Genomic DNA, 26,261 nt, shown 5'->3' on the forward strand with positions numbered 1-26,261 from the left:
GGTCAGCGGTTGTTCTGCAGCAGCTTGACCGCCTGCTCGACCGACACCACCGGCCGGTCCTGGTCCGGGCAGAACACGTCATACTTCAGTTGCACTTGCGGCACGTCGCCGGGAATCAGCTTGCGCCATTCGGACTTCGGGCTCATCCGCCAGCTTTTCGATTCCGGCCGGCCGGTCGCATAGCGGATGGTCTGGCTGTTTTCGCAGCGCATGCCTTCATACAGATAGTTCTGCGCGCCTTCCGGGCTGACCACCTTCAGCGCATAGCGCACGCTGCCGTCGGCCACCAGCGAGATTGACGACGGCGCGACAAAATAACGGTTCTTGTGCATGCGGCCGGCGTTGTACGGCAGCCAGCCGTCGTCGGCGACCCAGGCCGGCAGGGTGACGGCAGTGTCCTGCTTGACCTCGTCCGGCTTCCATTCATAGTTGCGGTTGTATTCGCCGCTGTTGTCGCCGGCATGGGCAAGGGTGACGAAGGCCAGCGCGATGACGGGCAGAAAACGAATGGCGTTCACGGACGCGACTCCAGGGTAAAGGTGAATGGGCGCCGGCCCAGCGGCCGGCCGGCATGCCAGGGCTGTTCGCAGAACGAGACCCGGCCACGGGTGTCGACGGCGACCACGGTACTGGCGCGGGTCGCGTAATCGGCACCCTGGATGCATACCGGCGACAGAAAGCGCTCGCGCGCCGTGCCGACGCCGGTATTCGGCAATTCATGGATACCGGCTTCCTCGGTATCGGACAGCCACTCGAACAGGGTGTCCTGCGACGGCAGCCGGCTCAGTCCGGTCAGATGCTCGCCCAGCCGGCGCGTTTTCGGCCACGGCGCATCGGGACGGCCGTTGCTGATGCCGTGCACGCCGCGCGTCAGCCGGTTCAGCTCGCGGGTCGGGCTGTGGAAAACCAGCAGTTCGTTGGCATGGCCGAACACCAGATTGAACGGCGCATAGGCCGGCGCAAGGTCTTTCAGTTCACGGGCATAGGCTGCCGGCGACAGGTCGGACGCCAGGAACGACGTGACCAGCTCGCCACGGCTTTTTTCGCCGCTGCCCGGACGGCCCTGACGGACATTGGTCACGGCGGCGAAACGGCCGTCGCGACGGATTGCCAGCCACGAGCCCCCGGCGACCAGATCGCGGCCACCGAGCGTGTCGGGACGATCTTCCCACCAGTCGGCCACCGCGGATTCACGCGCGACGAACTCGTCACGGTTGGCGAGCACTACCAGCGACTGACCGGGAATGGCATGAACGGCAAGAGCAATGAGGCACATGGTCAACCTGTCCGACGGCGAAATGCCGCAACGGCGGAAGGATACCCGGCCCGGCCGGCCCGCGACCAGCGCGGGCGCAACTTTCAGCGTTTGCGGCAGCCGGGTAACATGGGCTCCTGCCCGATTCCCCGTTAGAGAAACGCATGATCCCCGATCACAAGCTCGACGTCAGCGGCCTGTCCTGCCCGCTGCCAATGCTGCGCGCCAAGAAGGCCCTGGCCACGCTGACCAGCGGCCAGACGCTGGAGGTCATCGCCACCGACCCGGCCGCGCCGACCGATTTCGAAGCCTTCTGTCGCCAGACCGGCAATGTGCTGGTCGAGTCCGGTCAGACCGATGACGGCAAGTTCCGTCTCGTGCTGCGTCGCAAGTAATCACGGAAGCCCTGCCGATGACCCAATTCCTGACCCTGACCCGCCCCGACGACTGGCACCTGCACCTGCGCGACGAAGCGGCACTGCATGCCGTCGTTGCGCATACCGCAAGCGAATTCGCCCGCGCCATCGTCATGCCGAACCTGAAGCCGCCGGTCACCACCGTCGCGCTGGCGGCCGCCTACCGCGACCGGATCACCGCGGCGCTGCTGCCGTCCGGCCTGTCATTCACGCCGCTGATGACGCTGTACCTGACCGACAACACCCCGGCGGACGAAATCGACCGGGTGGCGGAATCGGGCTTTGTCCACGCGCTGAAGCTGTACCCGGCCGGGGCGACCACCAACTCCGACGCCGGCGTCACCAGCCTGCAGAAGTGCATGAAGACGCTGGAGCGCATGGCCGAGCGCGGCGTGCCACTGCTGGTTCACGGCGAGGTGACCGATCCGCAGATCGACATCTTCGACCGCGAAGCGGTCTTCATCGACACCGTGCTGATGCCGCTGCTGCGCGAACTGCCGACGCTGCGGGTGGTCATGGAGCACATCACCACCCGCCAGGCAGCCGAGTTCGTCGCCGCCGCCGGCGACAATCTGGCGGCAACCGTCACCGCCCATCACCTGCTGCTGAACCGCAATGCGATCTTCCAGGGCGGCATTCGTCCGCACCTGTACTGTCTGCCGATCCTGAAGCGCGAGGAACATCGCCGCGCGCTGGTCGCCGCCGTCACCAGCGGGTCGCCGAAGTTCTTCCTTGGCACCGACAGCGCACCGCACGCCCGGCACGCGAAGGAAACCGCCTGTGGCTGCGCCGGCATGTACACCGCGCTGGCGGCGATGCCGCTGTATGCCGAGGTGTTCGAGGATGCCGACGCGCTGGACCGGCTGGAAGCCTTTGCCAGCCACCACGGCCCGGACTTCTACCGCCTGCCGCGCAACACCGGCACCCTGACCCTGGCGCGCGAAAGCTGGACCGTGCCGGACAGTCTGCCGTATGGCGATCAGCAGCTGGTTCCGTTCCGCGCCGGCGAAACCATGCGCTGGAAGCGGGTCGACTAGGCCCCGGCGGACAGGAACAGCCGCGCGGCCGCCTCCGGCTGCGACGGGAAGTAGGCGTGCAGATAGCTGGCGGTAATGCCGCGATGGCGATAGACCGCCTCGCCGGCCGCCCCGCCGCTTGCGCGCCGGGCATGGGTCAGCGGCGTCAGCGGCGTGTCCAGCCGCGAGTAGTGGAAGGTGTGCCCGCGCAGCGTGCCGCCATCCAGCTCGACCGCCTGCAGGCCGAGGCCGGCCAGCCGGCGCTGGACCCGGGCCTGTCCCGGCAGCAGGCCGAGCAGGGCCGCGCCGTGGCCGGCGCCGTCGGTCAGCCGGTCCAGCAGATAGAGCATGCCGCCACATTCGGCATACAGCGGCCTGCCGGCGTCGACATGCGCGCGCAGCGTGTCCGCGCTGATCCGGTTCGCCGCCAGTGCGTCCAGGTGCAGCTCCGGGTAACCGCCCGGCAGGTAGACCGCATCGGCTGCCGGCAGTGGCTCGTCGGCCAGCGGCGAGAAAAACACCAGTTCGGCCCCCAGCGCGGTCAGGCACTCGACATTGGCCGGATACAGGAACGAGAACGCACGATCGCGGGCAATGGCGATGCGCACGCCGGCCAGTCGTGGCGCCAGTGGCAGGCACCCGACCGGGGCGAAGACAACCGGCGGAGGCAGCGTTGTCAGCGCAGTGGCGGCAATCTGCGTGGCGGCAACCTGCAGCCGGTGTTCCAGATCATCGATTTCCTGCGCCTGCACCAGTCCCAGATGGCGCTCGGGCAGGGTCATTGTCTCGTCGCGCGGCACGCAGCCGACGCAGCGAAGATGGGGCGGCAGCGCCTGCAGCAGCATTTCGGCATGGCGCTCGCTGGCAACGCGGTTGGCCAGCACGCCATAAAACGGCAGGTCGGGCCGGAAACTCGCCAGCCCGTGCGCCACGGCGGCAAAGGTCTGCGCCATGCCGGTGGTGTCGATCACCGCCAGCACCGGCACACCGAAGGTCGCCGCCAGGTCGGCGCTCGACGGCGTGCCGTCGAACAGTCCCATGCTGCCTTCGATCAGGATCAGATCGGCATCGCCGGCAGCCTGGTACAGCCGCTGGCGGCAGTCCTGCTCGCCGGTCATCCACAGGTCGAGCGCGTGGACCGGCAGGCCGGATGCGCGTTCCAGAATGTACGGGTCGAGAAAGTCCGGCCCGGTCTTGAACACCCGTACCCGACGTCCCTGGTCACGATGGTGACGGGCCAGCCCGGCACACAGCGTGGTCTTGCCCTGGTGCGACGCCGGCGCGGTCAGAAACAGCGCCGGGCAATGGCGAATGCGCTCGTCCATGCTCAGAACTCGACACCCTGCTGGGCCTTGATGCCCTGCTCGCGGTACGGGTGCTTGACCAGCCGCATCTCGGTCACCAGGTCGGCCGCCTCGATCAGCGCGTCCGGCGCATGGCGGCCGGTCACGACCACATGCAGCGCGGCCGGGCGAGCGGCGAAGGTCGCCAGCACTTCGTCGAGCGGCAGGTAGTCATACTTGAGCACGACGTTCAGCTCGTCGAGGATCACCATGTCGTAGTCGCCGCCGGCGATCATCCGCTGCGCCTCGTCCCAGCCCCGGCGGGCGGTGGCGATATCGGCGTCGCGGTCCTGGGTGTTCCAGGTGTAGCCGTCGCCGACGGTCAGGAAATCGCAGTTGTCGAAGCCGCCGAGCAGATCGCGCTCGGCGGTATGCAGCGCGCCCTTGATGAACTGCACCACACCGAGCCGCATGCCGTGGCCGACCACGCGCAGCCCCATGCCGAAGGCGGCGCTGCTCTTGCCCTTGCCGATGCCGGTATGGACGATCAGCAGGCCTTTTTCGCCGGCAGCAGCAGCCTGCTTCTTGTCGAAGCCGGCCTTGCGTCGCTCGGTCATGCGCTGGTGGGAAGCCGGATCGGTTTTCATGGAGATCTCCTAACGCCAGCGGGTGCCGGTCAGTTCGTTCAGTTGTTCGATCACGCGCGGACGGCTCGGGTGGTAGCCGATGCACACCAGTTGCGCCGGCCGCACCGGGGTGTCGGCGTCCTGCAGCTGCACGTCGACCCGGCTGCGCACCGCCTGGATGCGCAACCGGCTGCCGGCTGCCGGGGCGAAGCCCTTGATGCGCAGCAGCGGCTCGCAGCGGGCGATGGCGATCAGCGCCCGGCGCAGCGTGTCGGCATCCTGCGCCTCGGTGCTGCTGACGGTAAACGACTGCCAGCCCGGGTCCTGCTCATGGAAATGGCGATGGGTGGCAAGGCCGTGGCTGTGGGCGCCGAGGCCGCCATGGCTGTGGCCGTCGAGCGGTCGCTGGTCGGACAGCGGGCGCAGGTTCAGCCCCGGCAGGGTGGCGACCGGGCCGTAGTGGCGATGGCCGCTGCCGGCCACTTCGTGCAGGTGCAGGCCGAGCGTCAGCCGGGTATCCAGCCGCGCATCATGCGCAAGCTCGATAAAGCGGATCGCCGGCGCCAGCCCGCGCACGCGGGCTTCGGCGTCGAGCAGCGCGTCGTCGTCAAGCCCGCCAATCTTGTTCAGCACCACAATGTCGGCGCTGGCCAGTTGCTGCCGGAACAGGCTGGCGACCGGATCGCCATCCGTTGCCGGATCAAAATCGCCGGCCAGCAGCAATGGCGTATCGACCACCGCCAGCGTGGCGTCGAGCACGAAATACGGCGCCAGGTCGTCGCCCTGCAGGCGCTCCATGACCGCAGTCGGCAGGGCCAGACCGGAGGTCTCTATCAGGATATGGTCGATCTGCTCGCGCCGCGCCCACAGGGCCTGCAGCGTCGGCAGAAAGTCCTGATCGTCGCCATAGGCAATCAGTCCGTTCGGCAGGTCGTGGATTTCCGCGTCCGCGCTGCGGCCATCGTCGCGCAGCAGCGCGCCGTCGATCGACACCTCGCCGAATTCGTTGACCAGGATGGCCAGCCGGCGGTTGCGGCTGGTGCGGATCAGGTTCGACAGCAAGGTGGTCTTGCCGGCGCCGAGAAAGCCGGTGATGAGGGTGACCGGAATGCGGTTCATGCGGCAATCTCCGGCAAAGCGGCCAGAACGGCGCCGAAATCGGTGGCCATGGCCGGGTAATCGACCTGCGGCCGGTCGACCACGATCAGCGGAATGCCCAGCGCCGCCGCCGCCGCGGCCTTGGCCGGATAACCGCCGGCCGCGCCGGACTGCTTGGTCACCACGCAGTCGATGCCCCAGTCGCGCCACAGCGTCTCGTTGGCCTGCTGCGAGAACGGCCCCTGCATCGCGCACAGCCGGGAGCGCGGAATGCCGAGGTCGAGCGCGCGCTGCAGGTGCAGCGGGTCCGGTGCCAGGCGCACGAACCAGGCGTGCTGGCCGGCACCGTCGGCCTGGACGAAATCGGCCAGATCCTTGCTGCCGGTGGCAAGAAAGATGCGCCGGCCGTGCGCCATGGCCAGTGCGGCCGCCCCGGCCATGCTGGTGCAGTGCCTGGCCGGGTGCGGATCGCACGCATCCGGTCGCTCGTAGCGCAGATACGGCAGGTTCTGCCCGGCTGCCAGCGCGATCAGTTGCTGTGACATGTCGGCCGCGTACGGGTGGGTTGCATCGACGATGAAGCGCGCCCGGCTGCGGGCCAGCAGCTCGCGCCGGCGCTCGATGCCGAGCCGGCCGGCCAGCGGCGTCAGGCCCGGGCAGTCCTGCGCGACCAGTTCGGCACCGTAGTCGCTGGCGCTGGACACCACCACCGCATGGCCGCGGCCGGCGATCTCGCGTGCCAGCGCATTGCCGTCACCGGTACCGGAGAACACCCACACGGCGCCATCGGGCAGGCTGTCCGCCGTGACCGTGTCCGGCGTGTCATCCCAGTTGCCGTAGCCGCGCGGGGTGAAGATCCAGTCGCGCTTGCGCCGGGTAAAGCGGTTGCCGATCACCAGCGTGGTCAGCATGTCGAACTGGCGGGTGCGCAGCTCGGCCAGGGTGGCGATCTCGACCGACTGGCCCTCGCGGTAGGCATTGCGGACGATGCCGCACAGGGTCCCGGGCCGCTTGTGTTCGAGCATGATGTCGAGAATGCGGTAGACGCCTTCCTGGCGCTGGCGGCTCTGCACGTTGTAGAACACCGCCGCCAGGTCGGCCTGGGCGATATGGCGGGCACGGGTTTCGATCCAGTCCCACGGGCACAGCAGGTCGGACAGGCTCAGGGTGGCGAAATCGTGCGACAGCGGCGAACCGAGCAGGGATGCGCAGGCATTGGCCGAGGTGATGCCGGGAATCAGCTGCACCTCGTAGCTGTCATCGTCGGCCATGTCCTCGAATGCCAGCGCCGCCATGGCGTACACGCCGATGTCGCCGCTGGACACCAGCGCCACGGTCCGGCCGGCGCGGGCTTCGGCGATCGCCAGCTGCGCGCGGTCGCGCTCCTGGGTCAGCGGCAGGGTGCGGATGTCCTTGCCGGCAATCCATGGCCGGATCCAGGTCAGATACAGCTCGTAGGCGACGACCACGTCGCTGGCCTGCAGGGCGGTCTTCACCATCGGCGGGATCAGTTCATGACTGCCCGGGCCGACGGAGACCAGATAAAGTTTGCCGCTCATTGGATGGCTTTCAGGCTGCCGCGCCGGAAGCACGGCAAGGGAAGGAAAACAGGCTGCATCGGCAAGGCGTCCTAGCAGTCGTCAGGCAGGCAGCGGCGCCAGTGCGGCCGGTAGGGTCCGGCGGTATCGGCGGTCTGGCCATCGTCGACGACGGCGACGGTCACGCCATTGACCGCGGTCTTGGGCACGACCAGTTGCCCGCGCGGGCTGGCGATCAGCGCGCACGGCTCGCACACGCCGCCGACGCCGACATGGCGCCGCACCCAGTCGGACGGCTGGTTCAGCCATGCCCGGGCAGCGACATCGTCGCGGTCGATGACGCGCAACGGCAGGTCGTAGCGGATGCAGAACGCCAGCAGGCCGGGTTCGTCGGCTTTCAGGTCGATGGTGGCGACCTCGCGCACCATGCGCAGCGGACGGCCATCCAGCACCTGCAGCACCGCACGTTCGATCTCGTCGACCGACTTGCCGCGGCGGCAGCCGATGCCGAGCGTCAGCGGTTTCAGCGCCTCGGTCGCGGTGGTCACGACCGGGACGGCACCGGTCAGTCGCGCCAGCCGGTAGGCCAGGGCATTGGCGCCGCCCTCGTGGCCGGACAGCAGCGGGATGGCGAAGCGCGCTGCTTCATCGAGCACCACTACCGCCGGGTCGGTATGCTTGCTGGCGGTCAGACCGTCCAGATAGCGCACGGCGATGCCGCTGGCCATGATCAGCACCCACTGCCGCCGCAACGCAAACTGCTGCCGGAACTGGATCAGTGGCGACAGCCCGGGTGTCAGCCATGGCCGGACGCAGTCGGCATCAAGTGCGGTGGCCAGTCGCTCGCCGAGCGGCTGCGCATCCGGCCGCACCAGCCAGACCGCGCACGGGCTCAGCTTGCCGGCGACCACGGCGGGGCGCAGCGATGTCATGGCAGAAGTGTGTCCGGGTGGCTTCATTTCGCGTCCTCCGCTGCCGGCGCCGTGCGACGGCGCACGCGCGGCTTCTTGCGGTCGCTGCCGTCGCGGAACAGGTGGGTGAAACCGGCCGCATACAGGCTGGATTCGACCCCGCCGTCGCGTGACAGCGCCGGGCCGACCAGCAGCAGCGTGGTCAGCAGCCAGTCCTTCTGCCGCACCCCGCCAAGCAGGGTCGCCAGCGTGGCGCGGTGGATCGTCTGGTCCGGCCAGCTGGCGCGCCGCACCAGCGCCACCGGGGTATCGGCCGGGTAGTGCAGCAGCAGGTCGGCCACGGTCTGCTTCAGCCGCTGGCCGGACAGGAAGATGCACATGGTCGCCTGGTGCTCGGCAAAACGGGCGATCGACTCCCGCTCCGGCACTGCCGACGCCCGGCCGGACACCCGGGTCAGGATGACCGACTGCGACACCGCCGGCCGGGTCAGCTCGCTGCCGAGAACGGCGGCGGCGGCGGTAAACGACGACACGCCGGGCACGATCTCGTAGTCGATGCCGAGCGCTTCCAGCCGGCGCATCTGCTCGGCGGTCGCGCCGTAGATGGCCGGATCGCCGGAATGCAGCCGCGCCACGTCCAGGTCGGCATCACGCGCGCGGCGATAGCAGGCTTCCTGCTGGTCGAGTGACAGCTCGGCGGTATCGAGGATCTCGGCATCGGCGCGGCAATGCTGCAGCATTTCGGCCGGCACCAGCGAACCGGCGTACAGCACCATCGGCACGCGGCCGAGCAGGCGGCTGCCGCGCAGGGTGATCAGGTCGGCGGCGCCGGGACCGGCGCCGATGAAATAGACTTTCATGCGTGTCGTCTCTCTCTCGCCTCGCGGCGGATCAGCAGGGTGGCCAGATAGCCGCTGGCCGACGCATCGAGCCGGCTCACGTCATCGCACAGCACTTCGCCGGGCAGGCCGATACGGCGGGCAAAGGCACAATGCCGCGCAATGCCCATGTCGTCGAGCAGATCCAGTACCGCGCCCAGCCGGGCACCGATTTTCATCAGCACCACGATGTCGTGGCTGTCGATATCGGCGCGCAGCGCGGTCATGTCGTCCGGGCACGGCAGGATCAGGATGCGTTCCTTGCCTTCGCCCAGCGGCCATGACAGTGCCGACGCGGTCGCGGCAAAGCTGGTGACGCCGGGAAAGGTGCGGTGCTCGAGCCCGGGCAGCCGCTCGCGCAGCGCGGCAAGCAGATAGCCGTAGGTCGAGTAGGTCATCGAATCGCCAATGGTCAGGTAGGCGACGTCACGTCCCTGCTGCAGCTCGCCAGCCACCGTTGCCGCCAGCGCCGCATAGTGCGTCGCCAGCACCCGGCGGTCCGGGTCCATCTCGAATTCGATTTCGCGGAAGCGGTCGTCAGCCAGCCCGAGCCCGGCCAGGCACTGTCGCGCCACCGACACCTCGCTGCCGCGCGCGCGCGGCAGGTAGATCAGGTCGACGCCGCGCAGCGCCTCGAGGGCGGCAACCGGCACCAGCCCGGCCGGGCCGGGGCCGACGCCAACGCCGAAGAAACGTCCGCACTGGCTCATGCCGCCTCCCCTGCCGCTTCACCCAGCGGCGTGCCATCCATGCTGAACAGGCGCACGGCAACCCGGTCGACGCTCGGCACCCGCGTCTGCATCCGCGCTGCCACCCGCTGTTCGATTTCACTCCAGAACGCGCGGGCGCGGTCGCCGGCATCATTGGCCATGATCTGCACTGCATTCTCCACGGTATTGGCTGCCCCGATGCGCGTCACCAGCGCGGCGGGAAAACCGGATTCGGCGGCCACGGCGGCCACGACGCCCATGGCCATGCCGCTTTTGCCCGAATGCGTGTCCCACACGCCGTCGAGCAGTTTGGCAATCTTGCCCGGGTGGCCGAGCACCCACAGGGTACCGAGCCGGGCCTGTCGTTCCTGCAGCGTCGCCTCGACATAGTCCAGCGACGTGCCGACAAAGTTGGCGATCTGCACCACCCGGGTGCCGGGCAGACCCAGAACCTGCGCCGCATGGCCGCGCCCGATCTTGCCCGGGGTGAAGGCGATGGCGTCCGGCAGTTCGCCCAGCGCCACGCGGATATAGATTTCGATCGACGCCATCCAGGCCGCCAGCGACATCGGTTCAACAATGCCGCTGGTGCCGAGGATGGAAATGCCGCCGACAATGCCGAGCATCGGATTGAAAGTACGACGGGCGATCTTCTCGCCGTCTACGCAGCCGATCGCCAGGTCGAAGCCGGGGTCCGGCGCACCGGCCAGCACCTCGGCCACCGCCCGCCGCATCATCTCGCGCGGCACCGGATTGATCGCCGCCTCGCCGGGCGGAATGCGCAGGCCGGGCAGGGTGACGGTGCCGACGCCGGCGGCGGCGAGAAAACGCAGTTCACCGCTGCCGTTCGGTGTCACCGTGGCGAAAATTGTCGCGCCATCGGTGTTGTCCGGGTCATCGCCAGCGTACTTCAGTACCTCGGCACGAGCCGCGCCGCCGTCCAGCAACCCGACCGCCTGTACCGGCACGGTCAGGTAGAACGCCGGGTCCGGCAGGCTGATGTCGACCTCGCTGGCGCGGACATCGCGCAGCAACAGCAGCAACGCGGCCTTGACCGCTGCCGTGGCGCAACTGCCCGTGGTCCGGCCGCGTCGCAGGCCGTTCGGCGCCGGCGTGGCCAGATCGTACGGACGGCGCGCCGGGGCGTTCATCGTGCGGCGTCCGCCTGCTGGCGATACACGTGGTCGATCGCCTCGATCATCAGCGCATTGACTGCTGACGCCGCCCACGGCGAGCCACCGCGCGTACCGCGATTGGTGATGCGCGGCACCTGCATCAGCCGGCGCAGTGCCTCCTTGCATTCGCGCGTGCCGACGAAGCCGACCGGCAGTCCGACCACCAGCTGCGGCCGCCAGCCGTGCTCGCGCACCAGCCGTACCAGTTCCATGATCGCGGTCGGCGCGTCGCCGATCGCCACCACCACCTCGTTGCCGAATTTCTCCCACGCGCGGCGGATGCCGGCGGCCGAGCGGGTGATGCCGTGCGCGTCGGCCAGCAAGCGGGTTTCCGCATCGTGCACGCCGCACCAGGTGTCGACGCCAAGCTGATCCAGCACCGCGCGCTTCAGTCCGGTCTGCACCATGGTGACGTCGGTCACGATGCGCCGGCAGCGCAGCAGCGCACGCATGCCGATCTCGACCGCGCCGGGCGAGAAATACAGGTCGTCGACAATGTCGAAGTCACCGCTGGTATGCACCAGCCGCCGCAGCACGATGCGGTGGTCGTCCGGCACACCGGACCAGTCGCGACCGGCGTCGATGAGGCGCATGCTTTCCGCCTCGATCGGGTGCGGCTGGTACGCGGGCCATGGCACCGCCTCCGCCGGCGCATCGTCGCGCGCCAGCAGCCCGCGCACGCCGCCATGATGGCCCTGCTGCGGCAGACCGACCTGTTCCTCGAAGCCGACGATCTGCACCCGGTACTTGCACAGTGCGCAGTTCATCGTCGCCCGCCCGTCGACGCCTTCGCGGGCGCGATCGAGGAATACGTCGGCCACGTGCGCATGCACGCCGAGATAGCCGGCCGGCAGCACTTCGATCTCCGGGTGGCGGGCGGCGAGGTCGGCGGCAGCCGCGTAGATGCGCTTGACCAGCACGCCATCGAACAGGAAGTACGGCAGCACCATGATGCGCGAATAGCCGAGCAGCGCGGCGGCCCGGAGCCCGTCGGCGACCAGCGGCCGCGCCGTGCCGGAATAGCAGACGAACGATGCGCCGTAGCCCATGCCTTCCTCCAGCATGCGCGTCAGCTTGGAGATTTCCGAGTTCGCATCCGGGTCGGACGTACCGCGGCCGACCACCACCAGACAGGTATCGGCACGGGCCACGGTGCGCGCCGTGCGCGCCTCTGCCTCGATCAGCCGCAGCCGGCACAGTTCCAGCAGTTTCGGATGCAGGTCCATTGCCGCGCCAAAGTGGAAATCGACACCGGGATGGGCGCGCTGCAGCGCCAGCAGCTCGCTCGGCATGTCGTTCTTGGCATGGGTGGCAGCCAGCAGCACGCCGGGTACCATCACCAGTCGCCGCGCACCGTCGGCGATGGCCGCCTCGACCGCCTGGTCCAGGGTCGGCGCGGCAAATTCCAGGAAACCGTGCGTGACCGGCCGGCCGGCGGCGCGCTCGCGCAACAGCCCGACCAGCGCCATGAACTCGCGCACGCCGTCCGGATCGCGGCTGCCGTGACCGGCCAGCACGATCGCGTAGTCGCTGCCGTCACTCATGCGGCCTCCGCCGGTTCGATCTGGCTCGCCATCGGCTGCAGCGTGCGGATCAGCATGATGCTCATGTCGGAGAAGGTCTTGTCCGCGCATTCGGCCAGCGTGCCATGCCATTCGGCTTCGCCGCGGGTCAGGTTTTCCCAGACTTCGGTCGGCTGCGCCGGCGAAATGCCGTTTTCCAGCAGATAGGCCGCGATATGGCACGGCATGAACGAGCGCGCCGCATCCCACGGGCACGGAATGACGATGGCGTTGCGCTGGTCTTCCAGCACATGGACCAGATGGCGCTTGAACGGCGTCAGGTCGCCACGGCGATGGAAGGTGATAAAGGTGGTTTCGTCGAAGCACACCCTGGCGCGCGATGCCAGCACCTGCGCCGACGACAGGCCGGGCATGGTCTCGACCGGATGGCCGCAGGCGCGCTCGACCCGTTCCAGATACTGGAAGCCGCTGAAATGAATGTCGCCCATGAACACCACCACGCAGCGCTTGCCGGCGTGGTGCAGGCGCGCCACGTGTTCCAGTTGCGCGACCTGGTCCTTGTAGCCCATCAGCACCACCTCGGCACGGGCCGGAATCAGCGGCCGCACCACATTGACGACCGCGTCGAAGCCGGCGATCACGTCCGCGTCGCGGATCAGCCCGGCCGAGCGTTGCGGCAGGTAGCCGATATCGCCGGGGCCGGCGCCTATGCAAATGATCATGTCAGTTCCTGATTTGAGTGGAATCGCCGTGCCTTACCGGCCCTGGCGTTCACGGATGGACAGCGCCAGCACCTCGGCCGACAACTGGTCCATCGGTACATAGTCGGCCTGCAGCGCCTGCGCGAGTTCGCGCGCGCGGCCCAGCCGGACAAAACCCTGCTCGGTATCCAGCACCAGCGCCGGCAGGCCGCTCTCCGCCAGCCGGCCGGCCAGCCCGAGCGCCTCGGCCCACGGATCGAGATGCACATCCAGCGCCACATTGGCACGGCCGTCGCTGAGCACCACCAGCAGCGGCGTCAGCGTGTCGCCATGCCGGGCCAGGGTGTCGGCGGCCAGCCGCAGCGCATGCGACAGCGGCGTACGGCCCCCGGTCGGCAGTTCGTGCAGGGCCTGTTCCGCCTGTTCGACCTGGCGTGTCGGCGGCAGCACCAGCTCGGCCTCGTCGCCGCGGAAGGCAATCACCGCGACCTGGTCACGGCGCTGGTACGCATCCCGCAGCAGGCCGAGCACCGCGCCCTTGACCGCTTCCATGCGCCGGCGCGCGGCCATCGAGCCGGACGCGTCGACCACCAGCAGGATCAGGCTGGCCTGGGTGCCGACGCGGACTTTGGCATGCAGGTCGGCACGGGTGACGCCGAAAGCCTGCGGGTCGCGCAGCAGCGCATGGCGCAGCGTGGCATCGACCGCCAGCTGGTCCGGCGCCTCGTCCGGCACCGCACGCACATAGTGACCGCGACGGGCGCCGACCACGCTGCTGCGCCGGCCGCTGGCCTCATGCGCCTGGCGGGCCAGCAGGTCGATGCGGGCGACATCGTCTGCCCCGGCGGCAGCGAATTGCCGCTCCGGCGCCGCGCCGGACCCGCCGTCCCCGTCATGCTCATCGTCCGGCTCATCGGCGGCGGGAGCAGGGGTGGCGTCGTCATCGGGCGGCGGGCCGTCCTGGCCATCGGACGGCGGCGGTGGCGGCGCCGCTGCCTGCCGGGTCAGCGACTCCAGCTTGTCGTGGTCGAGACCGGCCTGCTCGAACGGCTTGCGCCGGCGACGATGCGGCAGCACCAGCCCGGCGGCATCGCGCACGTCTTCGGCACTGACCACCTCGCGACCGTCCAGTGCTGCCATCGCCCGCGCCGCCTTGTGCATGACAATGTCGGCACGCAGGCTGGCGACCTCGAATTCGCAGCACAGCTGGCTGACGAAATCGAACAGCGCATCGGACAGCGTCACCCGGCGCAGACCGGCCTGCGCGACACGGATCGTGTCGCGCAGCGCATCGGTTTCCGCGCGCCAGCCGGCGACAAAGCCGGCCGGATCGGCCTCGAACGCCAGCCGCCGCCGCACCACTTCAGCCCGCACCGCCGCATCGCGCGGCGCGCTGACTTCGACCATCATGCCGAAGCGATCCAGCAATTGCGGACGCAGGTCGCCTTCTTCCAGATTCATGGTGCCGAGCAGGGTGAGGCGGGCCGGATGGCTGACCGACAGCCCCTCGCGCTGCACGGTATTGACGCCCATCGCCGCCACGTCCAGCAGCACGTCGACCAGGTGGTCGGCCAGCAGATTGACCTCGTCGATATACAGCAACCCGCGGTGGGCAGCCGCCAGCAAGCCGGGCTTGAAGGCCTGCCGGCCGTGTTTCAGCGCCTGCTCGAAATCGAGGCTGCCAAGCACGCGGTCTTCGGTGGCGCCGAGCGGCAGGTTGATGAACGGCACCGGCACGGTCACGGCAACCGGGGTGGCGCCATCGCCGCAATGCGGGCACTCGGCCAGCGGCGCATCCGGCGCGCAGTTGTACGCGCAGCCCGGCACCCGGGTGATCGGCGGCAGCACATCGACCAGCCCGCGCGCGGCGGTGCTCTTGGCGGTGCCCTTGTCGCCACGGATCAGCACGCCGCCGAGCGAAGGGTCGATCGCGCACAGCAGCAGCGCCCGCTTCAGTTGCGGCTGGCCGACGATGGCGACAAACGGATAAGCGTGTTTCATGCCTTGTCGACTCCAATGCGCGGAATGTCACCGCGGGCTTCGAGCATTGCCTCGCTGCGCAGGTGCAGCGCGCGCAGCGCCTCCAGCGTGTCCGGCGCCGGTTCGGCCCACAGCTGGCGCTGCGCGGCTTCCAGCAGGCGTTCGGTGATGGCATGCAGCGCCCACGGATTGCTGTCGGCAAAGAAGGCCTGCATGTCGGCGTCCAGCGCGTAGGTTTCGGCCAGTTGCTGGTACACCCAGTCGTCGACCACGTGCGCGGTGGCATCGTAGCCAAACAGGTAGTCGACGGTGGCGGTCAGTTCCAGTCCGCCCTTGTAGCCGTGTTTGCGGATGCCGTCTATCCATTTGGGATTGGCGACGCGCGAACGGAATACCCGCAGCACTTCCTCCTTCAGTCCGCGCACGGTCGGGCTGGCCGGATCGTGGGTGTCGCCGAAGTCCTGCCGTGGCTGGCGGCCGGTCAGGCTGCGGATGGTGGCGATCATGCCGCCGTGGTACTGCAGGTAGTCGTCGCTGTCGAAAATGTCGTGTTCGCGGTTGTCCTGGTTGTGCAGCGCGACCTCGATGCCGGACAGCCGGTGGCGGAAGTCGTCGCGGGCGTCGACGCCCTGGTCATCGCGGCTGTATGCATAGCCGCCCCAGTTGACGTAGGCGGTGGCGAAGTCGGCATCGTCCTGCCAGTTCTGCTCGTTGATCAGCGGCAGGATGCCGGCACCATAGGTGCCCGGTCTTGAACCGAATACCCGGTACAGCGCGCGCCGGTTGGCGCTGTCACGCGGCAGCCGGCCCAGCAGCTCGCCGGCCAGATCGGCCAGGTAGTGCTTGCGGACAAAGTTGCGATCGACCGGTTCATCGAGCAGCGCGACCGTCCGCACCGCATCATCGACCAGCTGGATCAGGTGCGGAAAGGCATCGCGGAAGAAACCGCTGATGCGCACAGTGACGTCGATGCGCGGCCGGCCCAGTTCGGCCAGTCCGATCACCTCGATGCCGGACACGCGCCGGCTCTCGGCCTGCCAGGTCGGCCGGACACCGAGCAAGGCCAGGATCTCGGCAATATCGTCTCCATGGGTACGCATGGCGCTGGTGCCCCAGACGCTGATGCTGACCGACTCCGGATCATGCCCGGTGTCCTGGCGATGGCGGGCGATGACCTCGCTGGCCAGCTCGGCGCCGATGCGCCAGGCGGCCTGCGAGGGCAATCCGCGCGGATCGACCGAGTAGAAATTGCGCCCGGTCGGCAGCACATGGGCCATGCCGCGCGTCGGCGCGCCGCTTGGCCCGGCCGGCACGTAGCCGCCATCGAGTCCGTGCAGCAGGTTGTCGATTTCCTCGCGCGTTCGCGCCAGGTTTGGCACCAGTTCGGCGCAGACAAACGCCAGCGTGCGCGCCATGTCGTCACTGGCGACGACGCCGGGCAGCACGGCCGCCAGCACCGCACTGACCGCCGCCGGGTCGAAACCGTGTCCGGCCAGCCCGGCCACCAGCCGGCGGCCCAGCGCGGCGATGACATCCAGCGCATCGGCACGGGTCACCACCGGCGCATCGGCCAGCGCTGCCAGCAAGGGCGGTACCGGCTCCAGCCGCCGGCCCTTGTCGGCCTGCAGCGTCTCCAGCACCAGCCCGAGCGCCGCCGCCACCCCGGCCGGCAGGCCGGGCACGTCCAGGTTCGGCAGGCGCACCAGCGCGCAGATCATGTCGACCAGCGCCTCACCATCCGGCGAGCGGCCCAGCACATGCAGGCCGTCGCGGATCTGCGCCGCACCCAGCTCGCACAGATAGCCGTCGATATCCTCGATCAGGTGGGCGACATCGACACCGTCCATGCCGGCCAGCGTCAGCGGCACGCCGTCATCGTTCAGCGTGGCGTCCCAGTCGTGGTCATGATCGTGGTCATGATCGTGGTGATGGTCATGATCATGATGGTGGTGGTGATGGCCGTGATCATGGTCATGCGGGTGCGCGGCTGCCGGCGTGGCAATGCGGTACTTGCCGGCACCGGGCGCGGCGGATGACGCCGGCTTCGGCCGGTACAGGCCCGTCGGCGCGGCCGGTGCCGGGGCGGGCTCGTGGTCGTGGTCGTGCTTCATCATCGCCGCCAGATCGGCATCGAGATTCGAGGCCTTGATCAGATCCCAGATCTGCTGTTGCAGCAGCGGCAGCTTGCCCGGATCGAGCATCTCGACCTGGTAGTACTCGTCGACCAGCTGTGTCAGCTGTGCCAGCGGCCCGTAGGTGTCGGCGGTGGTCATCGGCGGTGTCAGGTGGTCGATGACCACGGCATGGGCGCGGCGCTTCGCCTGCGAACCTTCGCCCGGGTCATTGAGAATGAACGGGTAAAACAGCGGCATGTCGCCGAGCAGCGCGTCCGGGAAGCAGTTTTCCGACACGCCGACGCCCTTGCCCGGCAGCCATTCCAGCGTCCCGTGCTTGCCGACGTGGACGATGGCGTCGGCCCGCCAGTCGTCGCGCAGCCAGCAGTACAGTGCATGGTAGTGATGGGTCGGCGGCAGGTCCGGCGTGTGGTAGATCGCGTCCGGGTCCATGCCGTAGCCGCGCGGCGGCTGCAGGGCGACGAATGCATTGCCGTATTCCAGCCCGGCAAACACCAGCCGGCCCTGGTGGACATAGGCACTGCCCGGAGCGGCACCCCAGCGCGCGCTCATCCGCTCGCGCAGTGCGTCCGGCAGCTCGGCAAACCACTCGGCGTAACGCGCCGCCGGTACGGCCGCCACGGCCCGCCGCAGCTGGTCGTCGCTGAGATAGGCCTCGTCATAGGCGCCGCGGTCGATCAGTTCGTGGATCAGGGCATCGCTGCTGTCCGGCAGCCCGTCGATGCGATAGCCGCGCGCCTGCATCGCATGCAGCATGGCAAACAGCGAGGCCGGCGAGTCGAGGCCGACGGCATTGCCGATCTGCGACGCCTTGCTGTTAGAGTTGGTAAAGATGAAAGCGATGCGCTTGTCGGCGGCTGGCACCCGACGCAGCCGTACCAGCCGTGCGGTGATGCCGGCCACGCGCCGCACCCGGTCGGGCAGCGGCGCATAGTCGGTCTGTTCGGCCGGCGCACCGTCGCTGGCATGCTTGAACGACATCGGCACGCTGACGATGCGGCCATCGAACTCCGGCAGTGCGACGTTCATCGCCGTGTCGAGCGGATTCAGCCCGCGTTCCGACTGCTCCCATTGCGCCCGGGTCATGCTGCTGGTGATTGCCTGCACCACCGGGACGTCGAGGCGCTCGAAAGCGGCCACCGACCAGCCGGTCGGCGTCGGCCCGTCGGCGTTCACGTCGCCCATGGCGAACGAGGTGGTGTTGATCAGCGCATCGATGCGGCTCGTGCCGTCCGCCCCGACAAAAAACTGCATGGCGGCCGGCATGCCGTTACCGTCCAGCGTGCGCAGCGAGGCGGTATAGACCGGCAGCGCATTCAGCTGCTGCGCGGCCAGGGCGTCGACCAGGCTGTCGATAAAGCGGGTGTTGCCGCTGACCCAGTGCGCGCGATAGAAGGTGATGCCGACCGTCGGCCAGTCCGGCCGGCGGATCGCCAGCCAGTCGTCGAGCGAGCAGTCGGCCGACAGTTCCGGATGGTGGATGCCGTGCTCGGGCAGCGGCGTCGGTGGCAGGTAGCCGAAGCCGGTCATCAGCAGGTAGTCGGCAAGGAAACGCAGCAGCTGCGCCATATTGCCGGTGCCACCGGCCTGCAGGTAGGCGGTCACTTCATGCTGCAGGGACGGCGGGACGGTCGACTGTGCTGCCAGATCCGGGTCCGGCTCGCCGGTGCCGCTGACCACGATCAGGGCGCGTCCGTGGGCGCGGGCGTCCTTCCACAGGGTGTCGAAACCGGGAATGGCACTGGTGCGGCCCAGCACGCGGACAATGACGACGCGCGCCGTCGCCACCGGACCGGCCAGCACGGCGGCCATGCCGTCCGGGCAGACGATGGTCTGCAGGTTGACGCCGGAGACTGGCACGAAACCGTCCGGCAGTTCGGCACGCACGCGCTGCAGCGCGGTCAGGTCGGTGCCGGCGTGGGTCAACAGCACGATGCCGCGGGAAACGGGAGTGTTCACTGGCCCGCCTCCTGCCCGACATCGCCGGTTCCGAGCCGGTGGAACACCAGCGCGTCGACCGGGCGACCGTTGACCAGATGTTCGTCGACGATGCGTTCGACGGCGGCGGCATCGACCTGGCGATACCAGACGCCGTCCGGATAGACGACGGCGATCGGGCCTTCCCTGCACACGGCAAAGCAGTGCGAACGGGTACGCTTGACACACAGCCCGTCGCGCGCGTCGATCGCCTGCCCGAGCACCTTGAACATCGCCTCGGCCTCGACGCCGTTGCCGGTGCAGCGCGGGCCAGTGCACATCAGGACATGGCGGTCGTGGCGTCTCATGACGGCACCCTCGCGGCGGCAGGGCAGAACGACAATGGAAGGCGGAAGCGGCGCGGTGGCAGGGCCATGGAGGACGTCCTCGTGCAGGGGGCGTCGCCGCGAGCGAGGCGCCGCAGCCGGAACGGCTGCTGGCGGTTTCCCCCGGTGCACCCCGCCCGGTTTCAACTCACGTCGACTAAGGCGATGGCCGGTCTCCTGGCTCGTGCGTCATCACCCGCGCGGCCTTCCCGGAGTCATCCAGTGGCATCGTCAAGCGGGCTCGTCACTTACAGTTGCGGGGGCAGCCACGGTTTCTCACCGCATTCCCGTTTCACCCCGAAGGGCACCATCAGCAATAGCGCCGGATAATACGTGATTTCGGGGCACCGCGTTTGTGCCCGATCGGCCGTCCGCCACGCCCGGCGCAGGCGACACCCCTATAATGGCCGTCCTCATTCACCCGTCCCCGCCGCCATGCCAGCCAGAACCCTCATGATCCAGGGCACCACCTCCGATGCCGGCAAAAGCACCCTGGTCACCGGCCTGTGCCGCTTTCTCATACGGCGCGGCATCCGGGTCATGCCGTTCAAGCCGCAGAACATGGCGCTGAACAGCGCGGTCACCGTCGATGGCGGCGAAATCGGCCGCTCGCAGGCGGTGCAGGCGCTGGCCTGCGGCATCGAACCGCATACCGACATGAACCCGATCCTGCTGAAGCCGAACAGCAATACCGGCTCGCAGGTCATCGTCCTTGGCCATTCGATCGGCAATATGGACGCCGCCGCCTATCACCGCTTCAAGCCCAGGGCGCTGAGCGTGGTGCTCGAAGCCCACAGCCGGGTGGCGGCAAGCTGCGACTGCGTCCTGGTCGAAGGCGCCGGCAGCCCGGCGGAGATCAATCTGCGCGATGGCGATATCGCCAACATGGGCTTTGCCGAAGCGGTCGACTGCCCGGTGATCCTGGTGGCCGATATCGACCGGGGTGGCGTGTTCGCCCATCTGGTCGGCACGCTGGCGCTGCTGTCGGACAGCGAGCGCCGGCGCGTGGTCGGCCTGGTCATCAACCGTTTCCGCGGCGACATCGCCCTGCTGCAGCCGGGACTGGACTGGCTGGAGCGCGAAACCGGCAAGCCGGTGCTCGGCGTCCTGCCGTACCTGCAGGGACTGCATATCGAGGCCGAGGACAGCCTGAGCCAGGGCACGCAGGGCGTGGCGGCCAGCGGCGAGCGGATACTGCGCGTGATCGCGCCGGCCTTGCCCCGTCTCAGCAACCACACCGACTTCGACCCGCTGCGCCTGCATCCGCAGGTCGAATTCCAGCTGATCCCCGCCGGCCAGCCGATTCCGCCGGCCGACCTGATCGTGCTGCCGGGCAGCAAGAACGTCCGCGACGATCTCGGCTGGCTGCGCGCCAATGGCTGGGAGGCCGCCATCGACCGTCACCTGCGCTACGGCGGCAGGCTGATCGGCATCTGCGGCGGCTTCCAGATGCTGGGCCGCCAGCTGCACGACCCGCTCGGGCTGGAAAGTGCGGCCGGCAGCACGCCGGGACTCGGCCTGCTCGACATGGAAACGACACTGGATGCGCACAAGCAGCTCGAACGCCGGCAGGGATGGCTGGCCTCGGGCCATGCCGCCGTCACCGGCTACGAGATCCACATGGGCGTGTCGACCGGCCCGGCGCTGGACCGGCCGGCGATCCGGCTGGCCGACGGCAACGAGGGGGCGGTCTCGGCCGACGACCAGGTGCTGGGCAGCTATCTGCACGGCCTGTTCGACCATCCGGAAGCCTGCCTCGCCCTGCTGCACTGGGCCGGCCTGCCCGATGCGGTGCCCGTCGACTACCCTGCGCTCCGCGAGGCGCATATCGAACGGCTGGCAAACCTGATCGAGGAGAACCTGGACATCACCCGCATCGCCGACTGGCTGCCGGACTGAAGCGCGGACGCGCGAAGCGGGGCCTGCCCCCGGCGACAACTCAGATGTTCGCGCCTTCGTCGACGAATACCGCCACTTTTTTCGGCCGGACGAACACCTGGTCACCAAGCATCAGGCCAAGGGCGCGGTAATCGTCGCGGTTCAGCGCCACGTCGATAACCTGCCCGCTCAGGCTGTTCAGCTCGACCCGCACCACCGGGCCAACTGCATGGATGTGCTCGACGGTGCCGCTGGCCAGCGCGCGGTCTTCGTCGCGGCTGACTTCAAGATCGTGCGGCCGCACGTAGATGGTCGCATCGCCATCGCGGGTCGCGTCTTCCAGCTTGTGCTGGTAGTCGCCGATCGCCACGCGTCCGGCTTCGACCCGGCCGTGGAACAGGTTCACGTCGCCGAGGAACTGGGTGACGAACGGCGAGGCCGGATCGTCATAGATCGACGCCGGGCTGCCGACCTGCTCGATGCGGCCGTGGTTCATCACCACCACCCGGTCGGACACTTCCAGCGCCTCTTCCTGGTCATGGGTCACGAACACGCTGGTGATGTGCATTTCATCGTGCAGGCGGCGCAGCCAGCGACGCAGATCCTTGCGCACCTTGGCGTCGAGCGCGCCGAACGGCTCGTCGAGCAGCAGCACCTTGGGCTCGACCGCCAGCGAACGGGCGAGTGCGATCCGCTGCCGCTGGCCGCCGGACAGCTGCGACGGGTAGGCGTCGGCCAGCCAGTCCAGCTGCACCAGTTTCAGCAGCGACATGACCTTCTCGCGGATCACCTCCTTCGGCGGCCGGGTCGCACGCGGCCGTACCGACAGGCCGAAGGCGACATTCTCGAACACCGTCATGTGGCGGAACAGCGCGTAATGCTGGAACACGAAACCGACCTTGCGCTCGCGCACATGGCGTTCGGTCGCATCCTCGCCATGGAACAGGATCTGGCCGCTGTCCGGCGTTTCCAGGCCGGCGACGATGCGCAGCAGCGTGGTCTTGCCACAGCCGGACGGCCCGAGCAGGGCGAGCAGTTCGCCCGAGGCGATGTCGAGGTTGACGTTGTCGAGGGCGACGAAGTCGCCGAATGTCTTCTGGATCTGGCGGATGGCGATGCTCATGCGATCTTTCCCGTCATTCTTTCAATTCAGTGAGCGGTGGCAAGACGGGCGCGGGCTTCCAGCGGCACGTCCGCGCTTTGCTGGCGCGTGGCGCGCCATTCGACGATGGACTTCAGCACCAGCGTGACCAGGGCCAGCAGGGCCAGCAGGGACGCGCAGGCGAAGGCGCCGACGAAGTTGTATTCGTTGTACAGAATCTCCACATGCAGCGGGATGGTGTTGGTTTCGCCGCGGATATGGCCGGACACCACCGACACCGCACCGAACTCGCCCATCGCGCGGGCATTGGTCAGGATCACGCCGTACAGCAGACCCCACTTGATGTTCGGCAGCGTGACCTTCCAGAACGTCTTCCAGCCCGAGGCGCCAAGCACGATCGCCGCCTGTTCCTCGTCGGTACCCTGGGCCTGCATCAGCGGGATCAGTTCGCGGGCGACAAACGGGAAGGTGACGAACACGGTGGCGAGCACGATGCCCGGCACGGCGAAGATGATCTTGATGTCGTGCTCGGCCAGCCACGGGCCCAGCCAGCCCTGCGCGCCGAACAGCAGCACGTAGATCAGGCCGGCGACCACCGGGCTGATCGAGAACGGCAGGTCGATCAGCGTGGTCAGGAAGCTCTTGCCGCGAAACTCGAACTTGGCGATCGACCAGGCAGCGGCGACACCGAACACCAGGTTCAGCGGCACCGAGATCAGCGCGGCGATCAGCGTCAGCTTGATCGCGTCGACGGCTTCGGGGTCGGTCAGCGCGGCCAGGTACAGGTCCCAGCCCCTGGACAGCGCTTCCCAGAACACGCTGATCAGCGGCACGAACAGGAACAGGGTCAGGAACAGCAGCGCAAGCAGGATCAGTGCCCAGCGGACGGCAAGCGGCTCGGTCGTGGCCCGGGTGCGCTTCGAAGCGGAATTGGACATGGTTCTCTCCGGTTAGCGCGCGGCGTGGCGGCGGCTGGCCCACCACTGGATGCCGTTGATGGAAAACAGCATCAGGAACGAAATGACCAGCATCACCACGGCAATGGCGGTCGCGCCGATATAGTCGTACTGCTCGAGCTTGCCGATGATCAGCAGCGGCGTGATTTCCGACACCATCGGAATATTGCCGGCAATGAAGATCACCGAGCCGAACTCGCCGGTGGCGCGGGCAAAGGCCAGCGCAAAACCGGTCAGCAGCGCCGGCAGGATGGTCGGCAGGATCACCCGGGTGAAGATCTGCAGCCGGCTGGCGCCGAGACAGGTCGCCGCCTCTTCCAGTTCGGCCTCGAGATCCTCCAGCACCGGCTGCACGGTCCGCACCACGAACGGCAGGCCGATAAAGGTCAGCGCCACGACGATGCCCAGCGGGGTAAACGCGACTTTCAGTCCGAGCGGCTCCAGCCACTGGCCGAACCAGCCATTGGGCGCATAGATGGTGGTCAGCGCGATGCCGGCCACCGCAGTCGGCAGCGCAAACGGCAGGTCGACCAGGGCGTCGATGATCCGCTTGCCGGGGAACGGATAGCGGACCAGCACCCACGCCACCAGCAGGCCCATGACGCCGTTGATGCTGGCAGCAATCAGCGAGGCGCCGAACGACAGCCGCAGCGAGGCCAGCACCCGGTCGGTGGTGACCGTGCTCCAGAAGCCGGCCAGGCCCAGGTCGGTGGTTTTCAGCACCAGCGCGGCGATCGGCAGCAGCACGATCAGGCACAGCCAGAACAGGCTGTAGCCGAGACCGAGGCCGAAGCCGGGCAGGACACTGTGTTTTTTGAACGACATGTATGTACTCGGGCTAGAGGTTGAAGTCAGGCGGCCAGGGCGTCCACCGCGCCGTCGAGTCCCGGCGCCGGGCGCCCGAACAGATAGCCCTGCAGGAACGGAATGCCGGCTTCCTCGGCCAGCGCGCGCTGCGACGCCGTCTCGATGCCCTCGGCGACGACATGCGCGCCGAGTCCGTTGACCACCCGCACCAGCTTCGGCAGCAGGTAGCTCGGACTGGCACGGCTGCCGTCAAGCAGCCGGCGGTCAAGCTTGACGATATGCGGACGCAGGCTGAACAGCCGCCGCTCCGACACCCCGTTGTCATCGCCGCCGAAGTCGTCCAGCGCGATCAGGAAACCGCGGGTCTTGAAGTTGCTGACTGCGTGGCTCAGGCGCACCTCGTCCGTCGTCGCGTGTTCGAGGATCTCCAGCACCACGCGGCCCGGTTCGAGACCGGCCTCGCGCACGATGCACTCGAAGGTCCGGCCGTACTCGCCGGACACGCTTTGCAGGTGACGCGGGTGCAGATTCAGGAACAGGTAAGCGTCCTTCGGCTGCTGGGCGACGAAGTTGGCCAGGTGCAGGCTGCGGCAGATGCGGTCGAAACGCGCCATGGCCTCGCCGACGCCGAGCCGGTCGAAGGCTGCTTCCGGCGCCAGCGGTGCGCCGTGCTCGTCGAAGGCCCGCAGCAGTCCTTCCCAGCCCAGCACGCTGTTGTCGGTCGCGCGGAGGATGGGCTGGAACGCACTGGTCAGACGCAGACCGTTGCTGTCCGCTTCCACCACGCCATGGCGGGCGACGAACACCGGGGTGTCGTCGCTGGCGAAGCGCTGGTTCAGCAGATTGAGCAGATCGACGGAGATGGCCACCGGATAACGCCTTTTACTTGCTGCTGTAGATCTGGTCGAACACGCCACCGTCCTTGAAGTGGACGTCCATCGCCCGCTTCCACGAACCGAAGGTTTCCTCGACGGTAAAGGTCCTGATCGCCGGGAACTGGGCCGCATGTCTGGCCAGCACCTGCTTGTTGCGCGGGCGCAGGTAGTTCTGCGCCGCGATTTCCTGACCTTCCGGACTCCACAGGTATTCCAGGTAGGCGGTGGCTTCCTTGCGGGTGCCCTTCTTGTCGACCACCTTGTCGACCACCGACACCGGGCTTTCGGCCAGGATGGACACGGCCGGGTAGACAACGTCGAAGCTGCCGCGGCCGAATTCGCGCGCGACCATTTCCGCCTCGTTCTCGAACGTGACCAGCACGTCACCGATCTGGCGCTGCATGAAGGTGGTGGTAGCGGCACGGCCGCCGGCATCGAGCACCGGCACGTTGGCGAACAGTTTCTTCACGTAGTCGCGCGCGGCGGCATCACCGCCGTGGCGCTTCGCCTGGCCCCAGGCAGCCAGATAGGTATAGCGGCCGTTGCCGGTAATCTTCGGGTTCGGGATCACGACCTGCACGCCCGGCTTGACCAGATCGTTCCAGTCCCTGATCTGCTTCGGGTTGCCCTTGCGCACCAGGAAGATCATGGTCGAGCTGAACGGCGCGGCGTGATCCGGCAGGCGTTTCTGCCAGTTGTCCGGCACCAGCTTGCCGCGTTCGGCCAGGATGTCGATGTCCGGTGCCTGGTTCATGGTGATCACGTCGGCCGCCAGGCCGTTGACCACGCTCATCGCCTGCTTGCTGGAGCCGCCGTGCGACTGCTGGATGGTGACCGTCTCGCCGGTCCGGGCCTTGTATGCCTTCTGGAATGCCGGGTTGTAGTCCTTGTAGAAGTCGCGCATCACGTCGTAGCTGACGTTCAGCAGCGTGACATCGGCGATGGCGGCAACACTGCTGCCGGCCAGTGCGGCGGCGACAACGAGGCGGGACAAAAGGCGGCTGACCATGCGGCAACTCCTGGGCTGATTTCGGACAATGCCAGAGAGCTTACGCAATTCGCCTTAATTACAATAAATACTGTTTAGCGATAGTT

23 protein-coding genes and 1 riboswitch are annotated in these 26,261 nt (G+C 68.1%); of the genes, 3 read left to right on the forward strand and 20 right to left on the reverse strand.

The window, feature by feature from the left end:
* Positions 1-2: 2 nt before the first annotated feature.
* Both Q352_RS0106175 and Q352_RS0106180 read right to left on the reverse strand, forming a co-directional pair.
* Positions 3-518 carry a CNP1-like family protein gene (locus Q352_RS0106175; protein ID WP_028498587.1) on the reverse strand — a complete coding sequence of 172 codons (516 nt, stop codon included), beginning with the start codon at positions 516-518 and terminating at the stop codon, positions 3-5.
* The gene (locus Q352_RS0106180) at positions 515-1,276 is read right to left on the reverse strand and encodes an NRDE family protein (protein ID WP_028498588.1); all 762 of its coding nucleotides are present in this window, start codon (positions 1,274-1,276) and stop codon (positions 515-517) included. Before Q352_RS0106180 ends, Q352_RS0106175 begins: the two co-directional genes overlap by 4 nt.
* Positions 1,277-1,419: 143 nt before the next feature.
* Between Q352_RS0106180 and Q352_RS0106185 the strand changes: the two genes are divergently transcribed.
* Both Q352_RS0106185 and pyrC read left to right on the forward strand, forming a co-directional pair.
* Positions 1,420-1,650, forward strand: a complete 231-nt coding sequence (locus tag Q352_RS0106185) for a sulfurtransferase TusA family protein (RefSeq protein WP_028498589.1) — start codon at positions 1,420-1,422, stop codon at positions 1,648-1,650.
* A 17-nt stretch (positions 1,651-1,667) separates the two neighbouring features.
* Entirely contained in the window at positions 1,668-2,708 is a 1,041-nt protein-coding gene (gene pyrC / locus Q352_RS0106190; RefSeq protein ID WP_028498590.1) for a dihydroorotase, read from the forward strand.
* On the opposite strand, the gene Q352_RS0106195 is transcribed toward pyrC, so the two are convergent.
* From Q352_RS0106195 to Q352_RS0106255, 13 genes are all read right to left on the reverse strand, one after another.
* Positions 2,705-4,012 carry a cobyrinic acid a,c-diamide synthase CobB gene (locus Q352_RS0106195; RefSeq protein WP_036385483.1) on the reverse strand — a complete coding sequence of 436 codons (1,308 nt, stop codon included), beginning with the start codon at positions 4,010-4,012 and terminating at the stop codon, positions 2,705-2,707. The genes pyrC and Q352_RS0106195 overlap by 4 nt on opposite strands.
* A 2-nt stretch (positions 4,013-4,014) precedes the next feature.
* Positions 4,015-4,617 (reverse strand): cob(I)yrinic acid a,c-diamide adenosyltransferase, encoded by a 603-nt coding sequence (gene cobO / locus Q352_RS0106200; RefSeq protein WP_028498592.1) that lies wholly within the window; start codon positions 4,615-4,617, stop codon positions 4,015-4,017.
* A 9-nt stretch (positions 4,618-4,626) separates the two neighbouring features.
* Positions 4,627-5,715 (reverse strand): CobW family GTP-binding protein, encoded by a 1,089-nt coding sequence (locus Q352_RS0106205; protein WP_028498593.1) that lies wholly within the window; start codon positions 5,713-5,715, stop codon positions 4,627-4,629.
* Positions 5,712-7,253, reverse strand: coding sequence for a precorrin-3B C(17)-methyltransferase (gene cobJ / locus Q352_RS0106210; protein ID WP_028498594.1), 1,542 nt, complete (start codon positions 7,251-7,253; stop codon positions 5,712-5,714). The genes Q352_RS0106205 and cobJ overlap by 4 nt, the downstream gene beginning before the upstream one ends.
* A gap of 71 nt (positions 7,254-7,324) precedes the next feature.
* A complete protein-coding gene (locus Q352_RS20050) occupies positions 7,325-8,164 on the reverse strand; it encodes a cobalamin biosynthesis protein (protein WP_233495168.1) in 840 nt (279 codons plus the stop codon).
* A gap of 23 nt (positions 8,165-8,187) precedes the next feature.
* Positions 8,188-9,003 carry a precorrin-4 C(11)-methyltransferase gene (gene cobM, locus Q352_RS0106220; RefSeq protein ID WP_028498595.1) on the reverse strand — a complete coding sequence of 272 codons (816 nt, stop codon included), beginning with the start codon at positions 9,001-9,003 and terminating at the stop codon, positions 8,188-8,190.
* Complete coding sequence (cobI, locus tag Q352_RS0106225; RefSeq protein ID WP_028498596.1) at positions 9,000-9,731, reverse strand: precorrin-2 C(20)-methyltransferase; 732 nt, start codon at positions 9,729-9,731, stop codon at positions 9,000-9,002. The genes cobM and cobI overlap by 4 nt, the downstream gene beginning before the upstream one ends.
* Positions 9,728-10,882 (reverse strand): cobalt-precorrin-5B (C(1))-methyltransferase CbiD, encoded by a 1,155-nt coding sequence (gene cbiD, locus Q352_RS0106230; protein ID WP_028498597.1) that lies wholly within the window; start codon positions 10,880-10,882, stop codon positions 9,728-9,730. Before cbiD ends, cobI begins: the two co-directional genes overlap by 4 nt.
* Positions 10,879-12,450, reverse strand: coding sequence for a precorrin-8X methylmutase (locus Q352_RS0106235; RefSeq protein ID WP_028498598.1), 1,572 nt, complete (start codon positions 12,448-12,450; stop codon positions 10,879-10,881). Before Q352_RS0106235 ends, cbiD begins: the two co-directional genes overlap by 4 nt.
* Positions 12,447-13,151, reverse strand: coding sequence for a cobalt-precorrin-7 (C(5))-methyltransferase (locus tag Q352_RS0106240; protein WP_028498599.1), 705 nt, complete (start codon positions 13,149-13,151; stop codon positions 12,447-12,449). The genes Q352_RS0106235 and Q352_RS0106240 overlap by 4 nt, the downstream gene beginning before the upstream one ends.
* A gap of 33 nt (positions 13,152-13,184) precedes the next feature.
* A complete protein-coding gene (locus Q352_RS0106245) occupies positions 13,185-15,131 on the reverse strand; it encodes a putative cobaltochelatase (RefSeq protein WP_028498600.1) in 1,947 nt (648 codons plus the stop codon).
* Positions 15,128-19,204 (reverse strand): cobaltochelatase subunit CobN, encoded by a 4,077-nt coding sequence (locus tag Q352_RS0106250; RefSeq protein WP_028498601.1) that lies wholly within the window; start codon positions 19,202-19,204, stop codon positions 15,128-15,130. Before Q352_RS0106250 ends, Q352_RS0106245 begins: the two co-directional genes overlap by 4 nt.
* On the reverse strand, positions 19,201-19,530 hold the full coding sequence (locus tag Q352_RS0106255) for a (2Fe-2S) ferredoxin domain-containing protein (protein ID WP_028498602.1): 330 nt from the start codon (positions 19,528-19,530) through the stop codon (positions 19,201-19,203). The genes Q352_RS0106250 and Q352_RS0106255 overlap by 4 nt, the downstream gene beginning before the upstream one ends.
* A 168-nt stretch (positions 19,531-19,698) precedes the next feature.
* A riboswitch (cobalamin riboswitch) is annotated at positions 19,699-19,876 on the reverse strand.
* 125 nt (positions 19,877-20,001) lie between these two features.
* On the opposite strand from Q352_RS0106255, the gene Q352_RS0106260 reads away from it, so the two are divergent.
* The gene (locus Q352_RS0106260; protein WP_244879559.1) at positions 20,002-21,447 is read left to right on the forward strand and encodes a cobyric acid synthase; all 1,446 of its coding nucleotides are present in this window, start codon (positions 20,002-20,004) and stop codon (positions 21,445-21,447) included.
* Positions 21,448-21,487: 40 nt separating this feature from the next.
* On the opposite strand, the gene Q352_RS0106265 is transcribed toward Q352_RS0106260, so the two are convergent.
* From Q352_RS0106265 to Q352_RS0106285, 5 genes are read right to left on the reverse strand one after another with little or no spacing between them, the layout of a single operon-like run.
* Positions 21,488-22,549, reverse strand: coding sequence for a sulfate/molybdate ABC transporter ATP-binding protein (locus Q352_RS0106265; protein WP_028498604.1), 1,062 nt, complete (start codon positions 22,547-22,549; stop codon positions 21,488-21,490).
* A gap of 26 nt (positions 22,550-22,575) precedes the next feature.
* Positions 22,576-23,466, reverse strand: a complete 891-nt coding sequence (gene cysW / locus Q352_RS0106270) for a sulfate ABC transporter permease subunit CysW (RefSeq protein WP_028498605.1) — start codon at positions 23,464-23,466, stop codon at positions 22,576-22,578.
* Positions 23,467-23,478: 12 nt separating this feature from the next.
* On the reverse strand, positions 23,479-24,309 hold the full coding sequence (gene cysT, locus Q352_RS0106275) for a sulfate ABC transporter permease subunit CysT (RefSeq protein WP_028498606.1): 831 nt from the start codon (positions 24,307-24,309) through the stop codon (positions 23,479-23,481).
* A 26-nt stretch (positions 24,310-24,335) separates the two neighbouring features.
* Positions 24,336-25,160, reverse strand: coding sequence for an EAL domain-containing protein (locus tag Q352_RS20055; RefSeq protein ID WP_051528720.1), 825 nt, complete (start codon positions 25,158-25,160; stop codon positions 24,336-24,338).
* Positions 25,161-25,173: 13 nt separating this feature from the next.
* Positions 25,174-26,175, reverse strand: coding sequence for a sulfate ABC transporter substrate-binding protein (locus tag Q352_RS0106285; protein ID WP_028498607.1), 1,002 nt, complete (start codon positions 26,173-26,175; stop codon positions 25,174-25,176).
* Positions 26,176-26,261: the final 86 nt, after the last annotated feature.

The sequence above is a fragment of the Microvirgula aerodenitrificans DSM 15089 genome (genome assembly GCF_000620105.1).
Taxonomy (GTDB): domain Bacteria; phylum Pseudomonadota; class Gammaproteobacteria; order Burkholderiales; family Aquaspirillaceae; genus Microvirgula; species Microvirgula aerodenitrificans.